The organism is Fodinicurvata halophila (assembly GCF_042651425.1).
In the GTDB taxonomy this organism is placed as follows: domain Bacteria; phylum Pseudomonadota; class Alphaproteobacteria; order Kiloniellales; family DSM-21159; genus Fodinicurvata; species Fodinicurvata halophila.
Genome location: NZ_JBHSCW010000003.1, coordinates 190678 through 209122, shown reverse-complemented (window position 1 = coordinate 209122; position 18445 = coordinate 190678). Strand labels below are relative to the sequence as shown.

Below are 18445 nucleotides of genomic sequence, written 5' to 3'. Positions count from 1 at the left end.
CAAGCACTGTGGCACCACAACATGTCGTATCCTGGCCGCAGAGACTCCACAAAAGCAGCGGCACGACACTTGAAGGTCGGCGATGATTTACCATTTCTTTTCACAAAGGCGCCATTCTGGGCCTTTTCGCGGCGGGCCGCGATAACGGACGCCGACGAAGCATCAACCAGCAACCTTGCTCAACTAAGAGGAGGCCGCTGTACTTATGAGCAGATCTTCCTATCTGAACTCCCCTCTGCTGCTCGGATTCGACCAGCTGGAGCGTGCAATCGACCGCATGCACAAGAACAGTGGGGATGGCTATCCTCCCTACAATGTCGAACAGGTGGATGAGACCCATCTGCGAATCACGCTGGCTGTGGCCGGCTTTTCCGAGGATGACCTGGAGGTGAAGCTGGAAAATAATCAGCTGAGTATCCGCGGGCGCCAGCCCGAGGAGGACAGCGAGCGAACTTTCCTGTATCGCGGCATAGCCTCTCGTCAGTTCCAGCGGAATTTCATGCTTGCGGACGGTATGGAGGTTAAGGGAGCCCGCCTTGACAACGGACTGCTTCACGTCGAGTTGAAGCGACAGATGGATGATGAAGTGGTTCGCACTATCAAGATCGAGCGCAAGCAGAGTTCGAAAAGCGCGGAACCCAGCACAATTGACCAGGAATCCGCCTGAACGACAGGCCGGAGAAGAAGGGGTCTGACGGTGAGAACACGACAGACCGCCTGTTATCAAAAGGTACTTGTATCATGCAGAACACGACTCACAGCGATCTGAAACAGCTGACCCAGGACGACTTCCTGTCATTCGGCGTCGATGATGTCGCCTATGTACGTCCATTCCAGGGTGCCATCGGCATCTTCGCGGCAGATGGTACGAAAATCGCTGTCATGGCTGATTTCGATGTTGCCTGTGCCGCTGTGCGCCAGAATGGCATGGAGCCCATGACCGTTCATTGATATCGCCGAAAAGCAGCAGGGGAATGCCGGGATCGAGTCGACATTCCCCTACTCAAGGCGCCCTCTGTCCGCAATGGCGTCACGCAAACCCCCTCCTTGGTGCAGAAGGTTATAGCCTGACAGGTCAGGCGGCGTGACTGGCCGCGGACTCGGTCAATATGGCATAGAGCCCATCCCGGCTCTCTGTCCCCCGCAGCTTGTCGCAGATCGTGCGGTCGCGCAGCAAACGCGAGACGCGCGCCAACGCCTTCAGATGATCCGCACCCGCCTTTTCCGGCGCCAGGAGCACACAGATCAGGTCGACGGGCTGTTCATCTATGGAATCGAACTCGACAGGGGTTTCCAGGCGCGCGAAGAGGCAGTGCAGGCGATCAAGCTCCGCCAGCTTGCCATGGGGAATCGCGATGCCATAACCGACACCCGTCGTTCCCAGACGTTCACGCTCGACCAGCACTTCGAAGATCGCTCTCTCGGGCTGGCCGGTAACGTCCGCAGCACGCTTGGCAAGCTCCTGCAAAGCCTGCTTCTTGCTTGTAACTCGCAATGCTGGAAGAACCCCTTCGGGGCTCAGCATATCGGCGATATCCATAACAATTTGTCCTGATGCTAACTGTCGCGGTTGCCGCGTGGATCAACCCATCCGACATTCCCGTCATTGCGCCGGTAGACGACATTCAGGCCACCATGTGCCCGGTTGCGGAACATGAGAAGCGGTACCTCGGCAAGGTCCATGCGCATGACCGCCTCACCCACCGTCAGACTTGGAATCTCCGTCTCCATCTCGGCGATCACAATGGGCTGATCGCCTTCGCCGTCGATGGCCCCTTCACCGGCAGATGCCTCGCCTTCTTCCGGCTCCGGTTCGGGGGCCAGAATATACTGTTGAGCCGGCAGGACATCGTGGGCGGATGCCCGACCATTGTTATGATCGCGCAGTCGCCTCTTGTAACGCCTCAGTCGCTTCGCAAGACGGTCCGCTGCACTGTCAAAGGCAGGATAGACCTCGTTTGCCTCACCGGAAGCCTGCAGCAGCATACCACGCCCGATATGCACCGAAACCTGAGCACGGAAGAAATGCGACTCCTTCGACAGGGTCACATTCGCCTCTATGGCATCTCCGAAATACTTGTCCAGAATCGTGCTCAGTTGATCTTGGGCATGCTGGCGGAAGGCTTCACCGGTATCGATGTGCCGTCCTTTGACCGACAACTGCATGTGATGTTCCCCAGTAATGAGCTCGAGTGTCTTGTTCGGCCCGGCTCCAAAGCGCGCGGACCATATGTGCGGCCTGTCGGTAAGTCAATAGCAACAAATCACTCCACACAGACCGTACTGAAAGTATATCGGAAGCACCCCCCCTTCCTGCAAGACGGAAGGTTGTGACTTACTATCTTGCCCTTTGCGCTTTGTCACGACGTCGCTGAACCGACGATGGAATATTCATTGATTCTCGATACTTAGCTACTGTTCTTCGAGCGATATCGATATTCTCCCGACGCAACGCCGCGACGATGGCGTCATCGCTGAGTATGGCCCCGGCAGGTTCGTCGTCAATCAGCGAACGTATCCTGTGACGCACGGATTCCGAAGAGTGCTCGCCGCCTTCCGTTCCCGAAATCGAGGTCGAGAAGAAGTACTTGAGCTCGAACACTCCGCGTGGGGTGGAAATGAACTTGCTGTTCGTAACCCTGCTGACCGTGGACTCATGCATCTCGATGGCTTCCGCGACCGTGCGCAGGATCAAGGGACGCAGATGGGACACGCCGTGACGGAAAAACCCGTCCTGCTGACGTACGATCTCCTCGCTGACACGCAGGATCGTGTTGGCGCGTTGGTGCAGGGAGCGGACCAGCCAGTTCGCGGCCTGGAACTGCTCGTTCACGAATTCCTTTTCCTGGCGATTGCGACAGCGCGTCACGATGCGATTGTAATCGACCCGGTTGACCAGGACGCGCGGCAGCGTATCGGGATTGAGCTCCAGTTGCCAGCTCCCATCCGGGCGCATGCGCATCAGGATATCCGGCACCACTGGATCGGCCGGCTGGGTGTTGTATAACAGAGCCGGCTTGGGGTCGAGCTGACGCAACTCCGCCAGCATCTCGGCGAAATCTTCGTCATCAACGCCGCAGACACGCTGGAGCTTGCTGAAATCCCGGCTGGCCATGAGTTCGAGGTTGTCCAGCAGGCTGGCCATGGCCGGGTCGAAGCGGTTGCGGTCGATCAGCTGCAGCTTCAGGCATTCCTTGAGATCACGGGCGAATATCCCTGCGGGCTCCAACGTCTGGAGCGTCGCCAGAACTTCTTCCAGCCTTGCACGTGTACAGCCCAGCTGGTCACAGGCCTGATCAAGATCGACCTGCAGATATCCCGCCTCGTCCAGTCCGTCCAGCAGGTAGAAGGCGATCAAGCGCTCCTCGGCCGTCGCAAACGTCAGCTGCACCTGCTCCAGCAGGCCATCCCGGAACGAGCGTTCGGCCGCCAGGTTCTCATCCGCCGGGCGGCCCTCATCCTCGAAGCTTCCGCCTGTTCCTGCCGCGGCCGAGGGAAGGGACCATTCCCCCTCGCCTCCCCAGTCATCAGAAGGGCTGTTGTCGTCATACTCGTAGGTGGCATCCAGGGGCGCATTGCCGGCCTCGCCAAGGTTATCGGAAAGCGCATGATCAAAGCTGTCACGTCCGTCCTCTCCGAAGGCCTCGTCTTCGGATCCCCCGCCACCAAACGACTCTGCTGTCTGCGCCCCCTCACCGCCGGCTTCGCTCGTCTGGGCAGAAGCCAGAGCATCCTCACCTCCCTCCTCTCGTTCCAGAAGGGGATTCTGCTCCAGTTCGCGTTCGACGAATTCAGCCAGTTCCTGACTGGAGAACTGCAGCAGCTTGATCGCCTGCTGCAGCTGCGGCGTCATCACTAGCGATTGGGACTGGCGCAGCTCTAGACGCTGAGAAACAGCCATAGTGGAAAGCCTACAGGCTGAACCTTTCACCCAGGTAAACGCGGCGCACTTCCTCGTGGGCCACGATCTCGGATGGAGCGCCCTCCATCAGCACCCGCCCTTCATGGATGATATAAGCCCTATCAACGATCTCCAGTGTCTCGCGCACATTGTGATCGGTAATCAGGACACCGATGCCCCTGTCCTTCAGGTGAATCACCAACTCGCGTATGTCGTTCACGGCAATCGGGTCGATGCCCGCCAGCGGCTCGTCCAGCAGGATGAACTGCGGCTGCGCAGCCAGGGCCCTGGCGATCTCGCAGCGCCGCCGCTCCCCGCCAGAGAGCGAGACCGCCGGTGAGCGCCGGAGATGGGTGATGGAAAACTCATCCAGAAGAGCCTCAAGGGATCGTCTCTGGCGGGCCCGATCCTTCTCCACGACCTCGAGCACGGCCCGGATATTCTCCTCTACTGTAAGGCCGCGGAAGATCGAGGCTTCCTGGGGCAGATAGCCTATGCCCAGGCGCGCCCTGCGGTACATGGGAAGGTCGGTGATATCCTCGCCATCAAGGGCGATATACCCGGTATCTGGGGCCAGAAGCCCCGTGATGATGTAAAAAGAGGTTGTCTTTCCCGCGCCATTGGGCCCCAGCAGGCCAACGGCCTCGCCCCGGCGCAGGCGGATGGAGATATCCTTCAGGACCACCCGCTTCTGAAAGCTCTTGCCGATACTGACGGCTTCCAGCCCCCTATGCTGCGGGACCAGTCGGGCAATTTCCTGCGTTGCATCAACAACGTTGCTTGTATCGTTCATTGGCTCTCCGGGGCATTGTCGTTGTTCCCGGATGAACCGGACGTATCATCTTCCTCATCTGGAGAAATCAACCCGCTGACACCCTGGCCTTCCGTCGCCAACAGGCGGCTGACTCCGGTGCGCATATTTATCTCGGCCCGGTCGCCATTCAATTGATTGTTGCCGCGGGTGACCTTCACGTTGCCTTCCAGAGTCGCCGTCTCGTTATGGGCATAGTATACGCCCTGTTCCCCACTGGCGAATACAGTATCGTTCTCGACCTCGACATTTCCCACGGCCTCGGCTTCCTGCATCTCGGATCCGCCGTTCTCGGAGTCCCCGTTTTCAGTCTCCCCGTTCGCGGTGTCCTCGAAATAGGCCGTGATCACGTCTCCGCGAATCTGATCACCGTTCGCGCGATCGACAAAGGCGTTGCCGCGCGCAATGGCAATGGGACCGGGACCGTCGGCATTCTCCTCGTATTCCAGGCTGTCGCGGGCCGTCACGGTTTCCTCGGCACTTACATAGCGCAGATCGTCGCCGGTTACCTCCAGTGAACCTTCTTCCAGGAAGTAGATGGCGTGATCACCGAAGATCTCCTCGCCGTTCTCCGTCACGATCCGCACCTGGCCGACGGCCTCGACCTTGTATATGTCCTCTCGATCCTCCTCGCTGCGGTAATGGGCAAGCAGGCGGTCGGCATAGACCGTCAGATCGTCGCGCACGGCGACGGCATCGCCGATGGCGATATAGACCTGGCGATCCCGATGCCACTCGATCCCCTCGCTGGCCTGGACCTCGATCGTGGAGTCGCCCTGCTGAACGCTCATTTCCTGTGCGATGGAGAGGCTCGAGAAAGCCATGAGGGACATCATCAACGTCCCTGCCAGCAAAAGCCGTTTCTTCATTGTTCCGAAGTCCCCCCCTGATGCACCTGTTCCGTTTGCTGTTCGCCCTCTTGTTGCTTCTTCTCGTCATAGAGGGTCAGCTTGCTCTTGCCGGTAAAGTAAATCACACGCCCCTCATCTTCCAGCCGGAAGCCCTGGGAAATGATATGCCCTCCCGGGCCAAGACCGTTGACGGGCTGATGGCCTTCCGCACGTCCCTGAGAAAGTTCAAGGAAGGCCGACGACGTCATGATCTTGAAGCCTTCGTCGTTTCGCAGATTGACATCGCCTTCCAGGTCCATGTTCTCCGCCTTGCGGTCATACATACCGGAAAGCGCCGTCAGGGTCACCCAACTGCCGTCCTTTTCGAACAGATCCCCCTTGGGATTGTCCAGTTCCACATAGCGCTTGCTGCCGGAGGCGTAGTTGGCGGTATTGGCCGTCAGATTATAGGGGCGGCCCTTCGTATCGACCCCTTCGAATTGCGGACCGAGCAGGCGCGAACGGGACTCCTCGGAACTTCTCCGGTCACTGCTCTTGAGACCAAAATCCCCGGATTTCTCCTGAAGCTGCGGCCAGAAGAAGACCAGCCCCACGCAGACCACGGCCACGAGCGGTAAAATCACCCGCAGCCACCCCATCACCTTCCTGCTTCGGGAAAGAGCGGTGGGAGGACGAACGTTAGGGGGATCTTCGCTGTCAGTTGTCTTCATCTTTGTTCAGGCAACACCTTCGCGCAGGAGATCATGCATGCGCAGGAAACCTATGGGCTTGTTCTCCTCGACGACGAACAGGCTGGTAATCTTGTGGGCGTGCATCAAGCGCAGGGCCTCCACGGCCAGGGCACCAGCGCGTATCGTTAGGGGACTGGCCGTCATCACATCACCCGCCGTCTGCTCCAGCAGGTCGGCATCGATATGGCGGCGCAGGTCACCATCGGTGATGATGCCGATCAGTTCGCCAGCCGCGTTTACTACGCCAACACAGCCGAAGGTCATCGCACTCATGGTGATGATGGCCTCCTTCATCGAGCTTTCCGGCTGGCACAGCGGCAATTCGCCGGGGCCATGCATGATGTCGGAGACCCGTACGAGCTTCTTGCCAAGGGATCCACCGGGATGGAAAACCTGAAAATCCTCGGGTGAGAAACCGCGACGCTCCAGAAGGGCGATCGCCAGGGCATCTCCCAGGGCCAGCGCCATGGTGGTCGAGGTGGTGGGGGCCAGTCCCATGGGACAGGCCTCATCCACGGGCGGCAACAACAGGACCGTGTCCGCCGCTTCTCCCAGCACGCTTTCCCGGCGGCTGGTGATGGCGATCAGCGGGATATTGAATCGGCGGCTATAGGAAACGATCGCCGCCAGTTCGGGCGTGTTCCCGGAATTCGACAGCGCGATGATGGCATCACGCCGGGTCACCATGCCCAGGTCACCGTGACTGGCCTCGGCCGGATGGACAAACTGCGAGGGCGTTCCCGTGGAGGCCAGCGTGGCAGCGATTTTGCAGCCAACATGACCGCTCTTGCCCATGCCAGTGACGATAACGCGTCCCTCGACCTTCTGCAGTCGATCCAGGGCTTCGATAAACTCCGCGCCCAGGGAATCAGACAGCGCGTTCAGCCCTTCCGTTTCGGTGGCCAGAGCACGCCGCGCAGCGCCAATGTCATTGTGTTCGTGCTCTTGTTCGGCCGCAAGTTTACGGCTTGCCTGTACATCCATATCCAAAAAACCGGTCCCGTAATTCCAAGTGCATCAGATGATCACATCGGCGCAGGAAATAATATATACGCAGATGATATAGAAACCCTGTGCTTTAAAGCAGAAAAAAGCGGCAACGATAAGATCGCGTATCGTCGCAGACCGATCCCGGCAGCGTAAACGCTAGTGCGCAAAGATATCGACTTCATCCCAGCCGGCCAGGTCCAGCCGTGCCCGGTGGGGCAGGAAGTCGAAGCAGGCCTGTGCCAGGTCCAGCCTGCCTTCCCGCGCCAGCATGTCGTCCAGCCGTGCGCGCAGGGCATGCAGATAGAGAACATCGGAGGCGGCATAGCGCAGCTGTTCCTCGCTCAACTCCTCCGCACCCCAGTCGGAAGACTGCTGCTGTTTCGAGATGGAGACGTTCAGCAGGTCTGCGCAAAGGTCCTTCAGGCCGTGCCGGTCCGTGAAGGTCCGCACCAGCTTGGAGGCGATCTTCGTACAGTAGACCGGAGTACAGGCGATGCCGAGGTAACGCTCGATGGCCGCGATGTCGAAGCGCCCGAAATGAAACAGCTTCGTTACCGCCGTATCGGCCAGCAGGGACTTCAGCCGGGGCGCCTCGTAGCCATCGCTGAACTGTACAAGATGGGCCGTGCCGTCTCCCGTCGAAAGCTGTATGAGACACAGGCGGTCGCGTTGCAGGTTCAGCCCCATGGTTTCACAATCCACGGCGAGGCTGTTGCCTGTGATCTCGAAATCGGCAGGCAAATCGTTACGATGCAGGGTGACAGTCAAGAGCGGCTTTCCATCGGGAATGAGTAAGCGTATGGCTTCTGCAGCAAAGGCGCAAAGATATCGCCCGCTTGGCAGGTGTCAACTTTGCCCTGCAGAAATGCTATACAGCGCCACGAATCGAACAGCAACCAGCCGGGACACGCAACCGGATGCAAGTAAGGGGTGCAGGAGGACTCAATGGCTCAGGGTACAGTGACGATTTTCGGAGGCTCGGGATTCATCGGACGCTACATCGTCGAGCGCCTGGCCGATCAGGGCTGGACGATCCGTGTGGCGGTTCGCCGTCCCCAGCGTGCCCAGTTCCTCAAACCCCTGGGAAACGTCGGCCAGATCGTGCCCATTCCCTGTGACCTGAACAGCAGCGCGGCCATTCGCAGCGCCCTGGAAGGTGTCGATGCCGCCATCAACCTGGTCGGCATCATGCAGGAGAGCGGCAGCCAGAATTTCTCCAACCTGCAATCTCAGGGCGCACGCCTGATTGCTGAAACAGCTGCCGAACTGGGGATCGGCGCCTTCGTCCAGATGTCCGCCATCGGCGCCTCGGAAGAGTCCGGCTCGGAATATGCCCGTACCAAGGCCGCCGGCGAGGAGGCCGTCCGCAAGGCCCTGCCCGATGCGGTGATTCTCAGGCCCTCGGTCGTGTTCGGCCCGGAAGACGACTTCTTCAACCGCTTTGCCGTCATGGCGCGCCTTTCCCCCTTCCTGCCGCTTATCGGTGGCGGACATACAAGGTTCCAGCCGGTTTACGTGGGCGACGTGGCCGACGCCGCCGTGTTCACCCTGCAGGAGCCCAAGTGCTACGGAAAATTCTACGAACTGGGCGGACCAAGGATCTACAGCTTCCGGGAACTGATGGAACTGATGCTGAAGGCCATTCGCCGCAAGCGCCTTCTGGTTCCCGTTCCCTTCGGCATGGCTTCAATCATGGGCAGCGTCGCCCAACTGCTGCCCTTCGCCCCTATCACGGCTGACCAGGTCGAGTTGCTGAAGAGCGACAACGTCGTTTCGGACAATGCATTGACCCTGGAAAGCCTGGGCATCGAGAAGCACTCCGCCGAGGTCATCATTCCCACCTATCTGGACCGCTATCGCCCGGGTGGACGCTTCAACCCCAACTGACTGGAACGAACGGCACTCAGACATGGGGTTTCAGGTCTACGGGAAAGCGCGCCTGGATACGCTCCATCAGTTGGTCCCGGACATCGCGAAAGGCCTGTAGCTGGATTTCCCGGTTGCCCTCGGTCAGGGACGGGTCGAAAGTGTTCCAGAACTCCACGTCGCAGGCCATGGTGCGGGTCATCTCGACGGCGGCGTGCTGTGCCTCGGGCGAAAGCGAGACGACCAGATCGAAGGAGCTGTCCTGCAGGTCCTCGAAGGTCTTGCTCCGGTGCCGCGACAGGTCGATCCCCAGCTCGTCGAGAACTGCGATGGCAAACCCATCCACTTCACCGGCACGGATGCCCACCGAATCGACGTAGATCCTGTGGCCCAACAGGTGCTTGAGGATTGCCTCCGCCATCGGTGAACGGATGGAATTCTCGGTACAGGCGAAAAGTACGGCCCCCGGCAGATCTGCCATCGGCTTCATCCTCGCACGTGCAGGACACAGAGCAGGGTAAACAGCCGGCGGGAGGTATCATGATCCACCTCGATCTTGCCGCTCAAGCGCTCTCGCAGCAATTCGGCTCCCTCGTTGTGCAGGCCACGGCGGCCCATGTCTATGGCCTCGATCTGGGAGGGACTGGCCGTTCGAATCGCCTCGTAATAGCTTTCACAGACCAGAAAATAGTCCTTCACGAGCTTGCGGAACGGAATCAGCGGCAGGACGATGCTGCACAGTTCCTCCTCGCCTGTCCTGTCGAAAACCTGAAAGAGCAGTCGTGTGCTTTCCTCGATTCCCAGATGCAAGACGAAGGGTCCCGCGAAATCACCCTGCGGCGCAAAATGGTTCTCCTCCAGCAGGTCATAGATGGCGACGGCACGTTCGTGCTCAACTTCGGGATTCCGTCGGACGCCCATCCGCTCGTCGAGAGTGATATTGACGATGCGGTGGTCCGGCATGGATCAGTCGCCCTGTTTATCCAACCCCAAGCGAACGGCAAGCGACAGGGCGTGCGCGTCCAGACCCTCGGCGCGGGCCAGGGTCATGGCGGGCGGACCAACCGCCGGCAATGATGTTTCCGTTGCCTGGATCACGGAGCTGCGTTTCAGGAAGTCGAGGACGGAGAGTCCCGATGAGAAGCGGGCCGAACGGCCGGTGGGCAGCACGTGATTGGGGCCGGCCAGATAGTCTCCCAATGCTTCCGGAGTGTGGCGTCCCAGGAATATCGCGCCGGCATGACGTATATGCGCGGCCAGCTGCTCGGGCTCCGCCACAGCCAGTTCCAGATGCTCCGGCGCTACGCGATTCACCAGCTCGGCCGCCTCGTCCAGCTGTCCGACGCGTATCAGCGCCCCGTGCGTGTGCCAGCTCTCGCCGGCAATCTCGCTGCGCGGCAGTCGCTGCAGATACACCTCGATCTGCCGCTTTACCTTCTCGAGAAAGTCCGCGTCATCGGAGATCAGGATCGATTGGGCCGAGGTGTCGTGTTCGGCCTGGCTCAGCAGGTCGGCCGCGATCCATGATGGATCGTTCTCTGCATCGGCCACCACGAGGATCTCCGAGGGGCCGGCAATCATGTCGATCCCGACATGGCCGAAAACCTGGCGCTTTGCCGATGCCACATAGGCATTGCCGGGCCCGGTGATCTTGTCCACCGGGGCCACGCTTTCCGTCCCGTAAGCCAGCGCTGCCACCGCCTGGGCCCCGCCCATGCGATAGATCTCGTCGACCCCCGCCATCCGAGCCGCCGCCAGAACCAGGGGGGCGACCTGGCCGTCCGGCGTGGGGACGGCCATGGCCACGCGCGACACCCCGGCCACCTTGGCCGGAATGGCGTTCATCAGGACCGAGGACGGATACGAGGCCGTACCGCCGGGCACATAGAGCCCGACCGCATCGATGGCATTCCAGCGATGGCCGAGACGCACGCCCGTTGCATCATCGTAGGACAGGTCTTCAGGCTTCTGACGTCGGTGGTAATCGCTGATCCTCTCGGTCGCCAGTTCCAGCGCCTCCAGCGTCTGTCGCTCGCAGAGACGTTCAGCTTCATCGATCTCGCGCTTCGAGAACCGCAAGGTGTCTGCGCTCAGAGGTACCCGGTCCAGCTTCTCCGTCAGCTCCAGCAGTGCGGCATCCCCCTCGCGGCGGACCCGATCGATGATGGCCGCCACGATCTCGTCCACGGCCTGCTCCGAATCCCGCCGCGCCTCGAGGAATTCCTTGAAGTCCTGCTCGAAGGAGCTCGCGGTTTTGTCCAGCTCATACGGCATCTACGGCCTCGCGAAAGCGGTCGATCCAGCTGTTCAGCGCCGTGGGGCGCGTCTTGAGGGCAGCCCGGTTGACAATCAGCTTGGATGTCACCTCGGCTATGGTTTCCACCTCTACCAGCTCGTTGGCCGACAAGGTGCTGCCCGTGGAGACCAGGTCGACGATACGCCGGCACAGCCCCAGAGCGGGCGCCAGCTCCATGGCACCGTTCAGCTTGATGCATTCTGCCTGAACGCCGCGCGCCGCAAAATGCGAGCGCGTCACCGAAGGATACTTGGTGGCCACGCGGATATGGCTCCAGCGGGCAGGATCGTCGCTTTTCTTGAGGCTCTGCGGCTCGGCAACGGACAGGCGGCAATGGCCGATGTTCAGATCGACCGGAGCATAGATCTCGGGATAATCAAACTCCATCAGCACATCGTTGCCGGCCACGCCCAGATGGGCTGCGCCAAAGGCGACAAAGGTCGCGACATCGAACGAGCGCACCCGCACCACTTCGATATCCGGCAGATTGGTCCGGAAGCGCAGCTGGCGCGAGGACTCATCGGAGAATGCGGCTTCCGGCTCGATGCCGACCGCCTCCAGCAAGGGAACCAGTTCCTTGAGGATGCGTCCCTTGGGAACGGCCAGAACAAGCGGTTGGGGCTGCGGCACTGCGCGTCTCCCGTGGACTTCAGGAATTCCGAGAGCCGCTGCACGGCCCTCGACTGCACTCGACTCCGGAGATTTAGCCCGCCTCCGGTTCGGCGTCCAGAACATGCTCGGGTCGCGCAAAGGTTGGCCAGGGCTCTCCCAGGTCCTTCATATGGCAACGCACCTCGGACACCTTCAGATGGATTTCTCCCCCTTCGGAAAAATAGAGGACGATATCCTTCGGCCAGGTGGCGATGGTCAGCAGATTGAGGAAGTGGCTCTTGTCCTTGAGGTCGATATTGCGCGTGGACACAGAGCGAACCTTGTCGAACACGAGGCCGGCATGGGTGCGATGATAGACGGGGCGGGCCTCGGCATCCGAAAAACTGGCATCGTCTTTCTTGCTGTCTGAGTCCGCATCCGAATCCTCACTGGGCTCCGGTTCGGGAATGGCCTCTTCCTGGAGGTCACTGTCGACCTGAAGCTGTCGCACGGCACGGTCGATCCCTTCATCATCCTCCACTTCCTCCCACTTGAAGCGGTTGAGGACCATGACAAAGCGCTTCTCCTTCTTCAGGAAGGCAATATCACGCACGGGCACGAGCGAATCCTGCAGGCAGGATGCCAGCACATCCATGTCCGCAGCATCGCGGGCGCGCAGTTTCAGGGCCGTCGACTCTGTCATGAGGGGGTGCTCTCCTTGCTTCTGACGATGCTGGCTCCACAGGCAGCGAGTTTCTCCTCGATCCGTTCATAGCCACGATCCAGATGATAGACGCGATTCAGCTCCGTCTCACCCTCTGCTGCCAGGGCGGCCAGCACCAGGGATACAGAGGCCCTGAGGTCGGTCGCCATGACCGGCGCGGCCTTCAGGCGCTGCCGGCCACGGACCAGGGCCGAGGCGCCGTGAACCGTTATGTCGGCGCCCATGCGCATGAGTTCAGGCACATGCATGAAGCGATTCTCGAAGATCGTCTCCGTAATCATGGAGGCTCCTTCGGCCGTCGCCATCAGGGCCATGAACTGTGCCTGCAGGTCCGTGGCGAAGCCGGGAAAGGCCTCGGTCATGATGTCCGCGCCCTGCAAGGGCCCATTGGCCCGGCGCACTCGGAGTCCCGTTTCCACCGGATCGATCGCGACACCGGCCTGCCTGAGAACCTGAAAGGGCTTTTCCAGGTGATCCGCCCGCGCTCCTTCCAGACAGAGGTCCCCATCACTGATCGCGGCCGCCATGACGAAGGTTCCGGTCTCGATGCGGTCCGGAATTACGTGATGGGTCGCGCCCGCCAGGCTTGCGCGCCCTCTTATGGTGATTTCGTCCTTGCCGGCGCCTTCGATGTCGGCCCCCATGGCCGTCAGACAGTTGGCCAAGTCGACAATCTCGGGCTCGCGGGCCGCATTGACCAGCCGGGTTTCCCCCTCGGCCAGGGCTGCAGCCATCATGAGATTCTCGGTCGCACCGACGGACACGTTGGAGAAGATGATTTCCGCACCCTTCAGCCCATTCGGTGCCTGTGCCTGGATGTAACCGTCCGCCAGCTCGATCTGGGCACCCATCGCCTCCAGGCCGCCCAGGTGCAGGTCGACGGGGCGCGTTCCAATGGCGCAACCTCCCGGAAGAGACACCTCGGCATGCCCCTGCCTCGCCAGCAGAGGTCCGAGCACAAGGACACTGGCCCGCATCTTGCGCACCAGGTCGTAGGGCGCGACCGTCGAGGCAATCTCATCTGCCCTGAAAACGAGGCTACGCCCTGACGGACCGTTGCCCCTCTCCTCGACGCTGACACCCAGCAGGCCCAGCAGCTCGGACATGGTCCGGATATCGGCCAGTTGCGGAACATTCTCCAGGCACAACGTCTTCCGGGTCAGCAGGCTGGCCGCCATCAGGGGCAGCGCGGCATTCTTCGAACCGCTAATCCGTATCGTTCCATTCAGCGGTACACCGCCGGTGATCTTGATCTTGTCCATACAGTCCCTGCAATCTCGGCGCCGGAGTCCGGAGGGCAACCCCAGCGAAGGTTAGTCTTCGTTCCCCTGCTCCTGCGTGCCGCTCTCCTTGCGCGAACGCGTCTGCGCCTTGCGCTTCTTCAGGTTGGCACGCAAGGCCGCGGCGAGCCGGGACTGGCGCTCGTTGCCCTTCGCATCGGCGCCGGAGGAGTCAGATTTCCGCTTCGTCTGTGACATGGCAGCACTCTTGTCAGGCAATACGGCAGGATCAAGGTATATGACCGGAAAAACGGGCTTTTCCGAACGGGATACATCTGTACCTTACGCCATGCAACTTTCCTGTTGACGCGGGGCTTCTTCCTGTGTCGTCAACTAACATCGCTGCGGGGGGATGAAAACGGCATTCACAGTTTCACCCCGTTGGAAATATAGAACCAGACCGCTGATCATGGGGATCTCTCTTGCTGGATAGAAAATTCATCCTGGAAAACCTGGAGGCCGTACGAAGCAATTGTGCCAACCGGGGCATCGATGTCGACCTCGACAGCTTTGCCGAGCTCGACGGGAAACGGCGGTCCCTCCAGCAGGAGGTCGACCGCCTGAATCAGGAAGCCAACGCCACGGCGAAATCCATCAAGGACGCAAAGGATCCCGACGAGCGGCAGAAGCTGATCGACCAGGGCAAGCAGCTGCGCACCCAGCGGGCCGAGGCGGAGGAGAAGCTGCAGCAAGCCAAGGACGAGTTGGAAGCCCTGCAGTCCATTATCCCCAACATGAGCCACCCGGCCGCCCCCATCGGTGCTTCGGATGCCGACAATGCCGAGCTAGAGCGCGGCGCGACCCCCCTGCCCAGCTTCGACTTCAAGCCTCTGGATCATCTCGAGATCGGCGAGAAGCTTGACCTGATCGACATGGAGGCCGGCAGCAAGGTCACCGGCCATGGTTTCTACTTCCTGAAGAACGACGCCGTGTTGCTGGACCTGGCGCTGCAGAACTATGCCCTGAACATCCTGGTGAAGGACGGCTTCGCGCCCGTAACCACCCCGGACCTGGCACGCAACGAAGTGATGCGCGGAACCGGCTATGTTCCGCGCGGAGCGGAAACCCAGATCTACAGCATCGCCGAGACCGACCTCAGCCTGATCGCGACTTCGGAGATCACGCTGGCCGGCCTGCAGGCCGGCGAGATCCTTCCGCAGGATCAGATGCCCATCAAGCTCTGCGGAATAAGTCATTGTTTTCGCACGGAAGCGGGGGCACACGGTCGGGCTTCGCGCGGCCTCTACCGCGTCCATCAGTTCACCAAGGTGGAGATGTTCGCCTTCACCATGCCGGACGGCAGTCCCGAGATGCACCAGCGCATGCTGGACCTGGAGAAGCAGATCTTCGACGGCCTGGGTATCCCCTACCGCGTCATCGAGAACGCCACCGGCGACCTGGGCGCCGCCGCCTATCGGAAATACGACCTGGAAGCCTGGATGCCCGGCCGCGGCGACGGCGGGGAATTCGGCGAGATCACCAGCACCAGCAACTGCACGGACTACCAGGCGCGTCGCCTCAACATCCGCTACCGCGGCGAGGACGGCAAGGTTGCCGGATTCCTGCACACGCTGAACGGCACGGCGATCGCCATCAGCCGGGCCCTCATTGCGATCCTGGAGAACTATCAGCAGGCCGATGGCAGCGTGCGCGTCCCCGAAGTTCTGCGCCCCTTCCTCGGCAAGGACGTGATCGGGTCGACCGGCTGACCCGCTGCGTTGCCGCACGCAAGACGAACGCCCCGCAGCCCGTGCTGCAGGGCTTGTCGTTTACGAGCTTGCCGGAGATGCCTCGTTCTCGTCGCTTGAGATCTCGCCCATGGTTTCGCTGGGGGCCTCCGGCTCCGTCTCTTGAGGATCCGGCGTGATCGGCTCTTCCCGCAGTCCCTTCACCAGACAATAGCACATGCCCAGCATGATCACGCAGAAGGGAAGACCGGCCGTGATCGACGCCGCCTGCAGGGCTTCCAGCCCGCCGGCCACCAGCAGGACGGCCGCCACCACACCCTCGGTCACGGCCCAGAAGATACGCTGGCTCTTGGGCGGATCCGTGTGCCCGCCGGCGGTCAGCATGTCGATCACCAGGCTGCCCGAGTCCGAAGAGGTCACGAAGTAGCTGACGATCATGATCACAGCGATCAGGGAGATGATCGCATTCCAGGGCAATTCCTCGAGCATGACGAACAGGGTAGTTGCGACATTCTCCTGGGCCGCGGCCGCCAGCCCGACGCCTTGGTTGACCTCCAGATCCAGGGCCGTGCCGCCAAAAATCGACAGCCACACGAAGGTTGCCAATGTCGGAGCCAGAAGGACGCCCAGCACGAATTCCCGGATGGTCCGGCCGCGCGAGACACGGGCGATGAACATGCCCACGAAGGGCGCCCAGGAAATCCACCAGCCCCAATAGAAAATGGTCCAGGAGTTCTGCCAGCCCGTGTTCGCGAAGGTGTCGTTCCAGAAGCTCATGCCGATGAGGTTCTGCAGGTAATCGCCTGACGTCTCCACGAAAAAGCGCAGAATGAAGAGTGTCGGCCCCGCCACCAGGATGAACAGCAGCAGGATGACGCTGACTATGATGTTGAACTGGCTGAGGCGCTGAATGCCCTTGGTCAGGCCCAGCACGACCGAGATCGTGGCAAATCCCGTGATGATGGCGATCAGGACCACCTGGGTGAAGGAGGATTCGGTGATGCCGAACACGTGATTGAGCCCGGCGTTGATCTGCAGGACGCCGAGTCCCAGCGAGGTCGCCACGCCGAACATCGTCCCGAAAACCGCCAGGATATCTATGAGATGCCCGATCGGACCGTAGATCCTGTCGCCCAGCAACGGGTAGAAGGCGGAGCGGATGGTCAGCGGCAGCTTCTGCCGGAACGCGAAATAGGCGATGGACAGGCCCGTCACGGAATAGATCGCCCACGGGTGCAGGCCCCAGTGATAATAGGTATAGCGCATGGCCCGAATGGCCGCTTCCGCGGATTCTCCCTCGCCATGCGGCGGGCTCATGTAATGAAAGAGAGGCTCGGCCACACTCCAGAACAGCAAGCCGATACCCATGCCGGCACTGAACAGCATGGCAAACCAGCCAACCAGGCTGAAGCGTGGACTTTCGAAGGGATCGCCCAGCCGGACATGGCCGTAGCGCGACGCCATGAGGGCGATGACGAAGATCAGGAATATCGACGCCGACAGGATGTAGAACCAGCCGAAGCTCGACGAGATCCAGGACTGCACGTCCATGAAGACGCCTTCGGCGGTCCCGGTGAAGCCTGCGCCGAAGATGATGAATGCGATGATGAGTCCCGCACTGACCAGGAAGACCGGTGCGCAGACTTCGGGGAAGATGCCGAAGCTGGTCGTCCTGACCTTCGCAAAGTTCTCCTCGCTGTCCTTGGCCATGAGTCGCCTCTTTCTGGTCTTCACCTGACGGAAGGTATTTTCCCAGGGCACTATGGCGATTGACCCTAGCAACCTGAAAGACGTGAACAAGCCTCAGCATTGTGACAGCCGCCGTGACCACGGAATGCGCCCCTGAGTCATCTGCGGAACATTCCGCGGGAGTGCCTTCATGGCGACAAATTCACTGCCAAACTGTCGAACCATGAACGCAACAAGGCTCTACAGACTTTCGCATCTTCCCCTCGCACTTCTGCTTGTGCTCCTTCTGTCTCTGGGACTGCCCGGGACCTTGCAAGCCGAAGTTCTCGACGATGCGACGTATCGCATTTTCCTGAACGGCTTTCCCGTCGGCGAGCACCATTTGCGTGTCGAACGCCAGGGAGATCGCGTGATCGCCCACCAGAAGGGCGAGGCCACCATCTCTCTCGGCCCCATCGTCATCACCCGCGTCAAGCAGGAAACCGAAGAGATCCTGGAGGACGGGAAACTGGTCGAACTCAACATCACCAACACGAACGGCTACTACAACGAGAAGGTGCGCCACATCACCGCGCGGCGGGGAGAGAACGGCAAGATCAAGCTCAATGACGACGGGGATCGCGACCATGTCCTGCCGGCCTCCGCCCTGCCCGCCACCGGCTGGAATCCCGATGCCATGCAAGCACCGGTCCTGATCCGCCCGCACAAGGGACGGCCCTCGGACGTGCCTTCGGATATCGAGATCACCTATCATGGCGAGGAGCGCATCGACACACCGTCCGGACGCGTGATGACGGAAAGCTGGGAGATGGAGGGCGATCTTGACGCCCGCCTCTGGTACGAGAAGGAAACCCAGCATCTCATGCGCCTCGTCTTCCGTTACAAGGGCAACCGGGTGGAGTACGAGCGCCAACCCTAGGGGACCCGAATCGTCCGGACAGCCGCCGCAGCCGCTTGTTTAGGGATTTCTTAACCCTCCGCTGAGTAGAATTTTTCCTGGAATAATCCCTTCTGTGTCCCTGCAGGT

General features: G+C 60.7%; 21 protein-coding genes. 5 read left to right on the top strand and 16 right to left on the bottom strand.

Annotation, left to right across the window (positions count from 1 at the left end; genetic code table 11):
- Positions 1-205: 205 nt before the first annotated feature.
- Both ACFOW6_RS05795 and ACFOW6_RS05790 read left to right on the top strand, forming a co-directional pair.
- On the top strand, positions 206-667 hold the full coding sequence (locus ACFOW6_RS05795) for an Hsp20 family protein (protein ID WP_382421395.1): 462 nt from the start codon (positions 206-208) through the stop codon (positions 665-667).
- 74 nt (positions 668-741) lie between these two features.
- Positions 742-951, top strand: coding sequence for a DUF1150 family protein (locus tag ACFOW6_RS05790; RefSeq protein WP_382421394.1), 210 nt, complete (start codon positions 742-744; stop codon positions 949-951).
- Positions 952-1075: 124 nt separating this feature from the next.
- Here ACFOW6_RS05790 and ptsN read toward each other — a convergent pair whose 3' ends face one another.
- The 8 genes from ptsN to ACFOW6_RS05750 all read right to left on the bottom strand — a co-directional run bounded on the left by ptsN (position 1076) and on the right by ACFOW6_RS05750 (position 8052).
- Positions 1076-1540 (bottom strand): PTS IIA-like nitrogen regulatory protein PtsN, encoded by a 465-nt coding sequence (gene ptsN, locus ACFOW6_RS05785; protein ID WP_382421393.1) that lies wholly within the window; start codon positions 1538-1540, stop codon positions 1076-1078.
- A 17-nt stretch (positions 1541-1557) separates the two neighbouring features.
- Complete coding sequence (gene hpf / locus ACFOW6_RS05780) at positions 1558-2166, bottom strand: ribosome hibernation-promoting factor, HPF/YfiA family (protein WP_382421392.1); 609 nt, start codon at positions 2164-2166, stop codon at positions 1558-1560.
- A 172-nt stretch (positions 2167-2338) separates the two neighbouring features.
- Positions 2339-3901 (bottom strand): RNA polymerase factor sigma-54, encoded by a 1563-nt coding sequence (gene rpoN, locus ACFOW6_RS05775; RefSeq protein ID WP_382421391.1) that lies wholly within the window; start codon positions 3899-3901, stop codon positions 2339-2341.
- 10 nt (positions 3902-3911) lie between these two features.
- Complete coding sequence (gene lptB / locus ACFOW6_RS05770; RefSeq protein WP_382421390.1) at positions 3912-4694, bottom strand: LPS export ABC transporter ATP-binding protein; 783 nt, start codon at positions 4692-4694, stop codon at positions 3912-3914.
- Positions 4691-5581: an LptA/OstA family protein gene (locus tag ACFOW6_RS05765; protein ID WP_382421389.1), complete on the bottom strand. Its 891-nt coding sequence runs from the start codon at positions 5579-5581 to the stop codon at positions 4691-4693. The genes lptB and ACFOW6_RS05765 overlap by 4 nt, the downstream gene beginning before the upstream one ends.
- A complete protein-coding gene (lptC, locus tag ACFOW6_RS05760) occupies positions 5578-6186 on the bottom strand; it encodes an LPS export ABC transporter periplasmic protein LptC (RefSeq protein ID WP_382421388.1) in 609 nt (202 codons plus the stop codon). Before lptC ends, ACFOW6_RS05765 begins: the two co-directional genes overlap by 4 nt.
- Before the next feature lie 93 nt (positions 6187-6279).
- Positions 6280-7278, bottom strand: a complete 999-nt coding sequence (locus tag ACFOW6_RS05755; protein WP_382421387.1) for a KpsF/GutQ family sugar-phosphate isomerase — start codon at positions 7276-7278, stop codon at positions 6280-6282.
- A 162-nt stretch (positions 7279-7440) separates the two neighbouring features.
- Positions 7441-8052 carry a ribonuclease D gene (locus ACFOW6_RS05750; protein ID WP_382421386.1) on the bottom strand — a complete coding sequence of 204 codons (612 nt, stop codon included), beginning with the start codon at positions 8050-8052 and terminating at the stop codon, positions 7441-7443.
- 177 nt (positions 8053-8229) lie between these two features.
- Here ACFOW6_RS05750 and ACFOW6_RS05745 point away from each other — a divergent pair, with 177 nt between their 5' ends.
- On the top strand, positions 8230-9171 hold the full coding sequence (locus ACFOW6_RS05745; protein ID WP_382421385.1) for a complex I NDUFA9 subunit family protein: 942 nt from the start codon (positions 8230-8232) through the stop codon (positions 9169-9171).
- 16 nt (positions 9172-9187) lie between these two features.
- On the opposite strand, the gene ACFOW6_RS05740 is transcribed toward ACFOW6_RS05745, so the two are convergent.
- The 7 genes from ACFOW6_RS05740 to ACFOW6_RS05710 all read right to left on the bottom strand — a co-directional run bounded on the left by ACFOW6_RS05740 (position 9188) and on the right by ACFOW6_RS05710 (position 14239).
- Positions 9188-9631: an arsenate-mycothiol transferase ArsC gene (locus ACFOW6_RS05740; protein WP_382421384.1), complete on the bottom strand. Its 444-nt coding sequence runs from the start codon at positions 9629-9631 to the stop codon at positions 9188-9190.
- Between the two features lie 5 nt (positions 9632-9636).
- Positions 9637-10113: a UPF0262 family protein gene (locus ACFOW6_RS05735; RefSeq protein ID WP_382421383.1), complete on the bottom strand. Its 477-nt coding sequence runs from the start codon at positions 10111-10113 to the stop codon at positions 9637-9639.
- Between the two features lie 3 nt (positions 10114-10116).
- On the bottom strand, positions 10117-11424 hold the full coding sequence (gene hisD, locus ACFOW6_RS05730; RefSeq protein WP_382421382.1) for a histidinol dehydrogenase: 1308 nt from the start codon (positions 11422-11424) through the stop codon (positions 10117-10119).
- Positions 11414-12076, bottom strand: a complete 663-nt coding sequence (gene hisG, locus ACFOW6_RS05725; protein WP_382421381.1) for an ATP phosphoribosyltransferase — start codon at positions 12074-12076, stop codon at positions 11414-11416. The genes hisD and hisG overlap by 11 nt, the downstream gene beginning before the upstream one ends.
- A 73-nt stretch (positions 12077-12149) precedes the next feature.
- Entirely contained in the window at positions 12150-12740 is a 591-nt protein-coding gene (locus ACFOW6_RS05720) for a DUF2948 family protein (RefSeq protein ID WP_382421380.1), read from the bottom strand.
- Positions 12737-14023: a UDP-N-acetylglucosamine 1-carboxyvinyltransferase gene (gene murA / locus ACFOW6_RS05715; RefSeq protein WP_382421379.1), complete on the bottom strand. Its 1287-nt coding sequence runs from the start codon at positions 14021-14023 to the stop codon at positions 12737-12739. Before murA ends, ACFOW6_RS05720 begins: the two co-directional genes overlap by 4 nt.
- Positions 14024-14074: 51 nt before the next feature.
- Positions 14075-14239: a hypothetical protein gene (locus ACFOW6_RS05710; RefSeq protein ID WP_382421378.1), complete on the bottom strand. Its 165-nt coding sequence runs from the start codon at positions 14237-14239 to the stop codon at positions 14075-14077.
- 224 nt (positions 14240-14463) lie between these two features.
- Between ACFOW6_RS05710 and serS the strand changes: the two genes are divergently transcribed.
- The gene (gene serS / locus ACFOW6_RS05705; RefSeq protein ID WP_382421377.1) at positions 14464-15750 is read left to right on the top strand and encodes a serine--tRNA ligase; all 1287 of its coding nucleotides are present in this window, start codon (positions 14464-14466) and stop codon (positions 15748-15750) included.
- Positions 15751-15810: 60 nt separating this feature from the next.
- Here serS and ACFOW6_RS05700 read toward each other — a convergent pair whose 3' ends face one another.
- Positions 15811-17439 carry a BCCT family transporter gene (locus ACFOW6_RS05700; RefSeq protein WP_382421376.1) on the bottom strand — a complete coding sequence of 543 codons (1629 nt, stop codon included), beginning with the start codon at positions 17437-17439 and terminating at the stop codon, positions 15811-15813.
- Between the two features lie 169 nt (positions 17440-17608).
- Here ACFOW6_RS05700 and ACFOW6_RS05695 point away from each other — a divergent pair, with 169 nt between their 5' ends.
- Complete coding sequence (locus tag ACFOW6_RS05695; RefSeq protein ID WP_382421375.1) at positions 17609-18337, top strand: DUF6134 family protein; 729 nt, start codon at positions 17609-17611, stop codon at positions 18335-18337.
- The last annotated feature ends 108 nt before the right edge of the window (positions 18338-18445 follow it).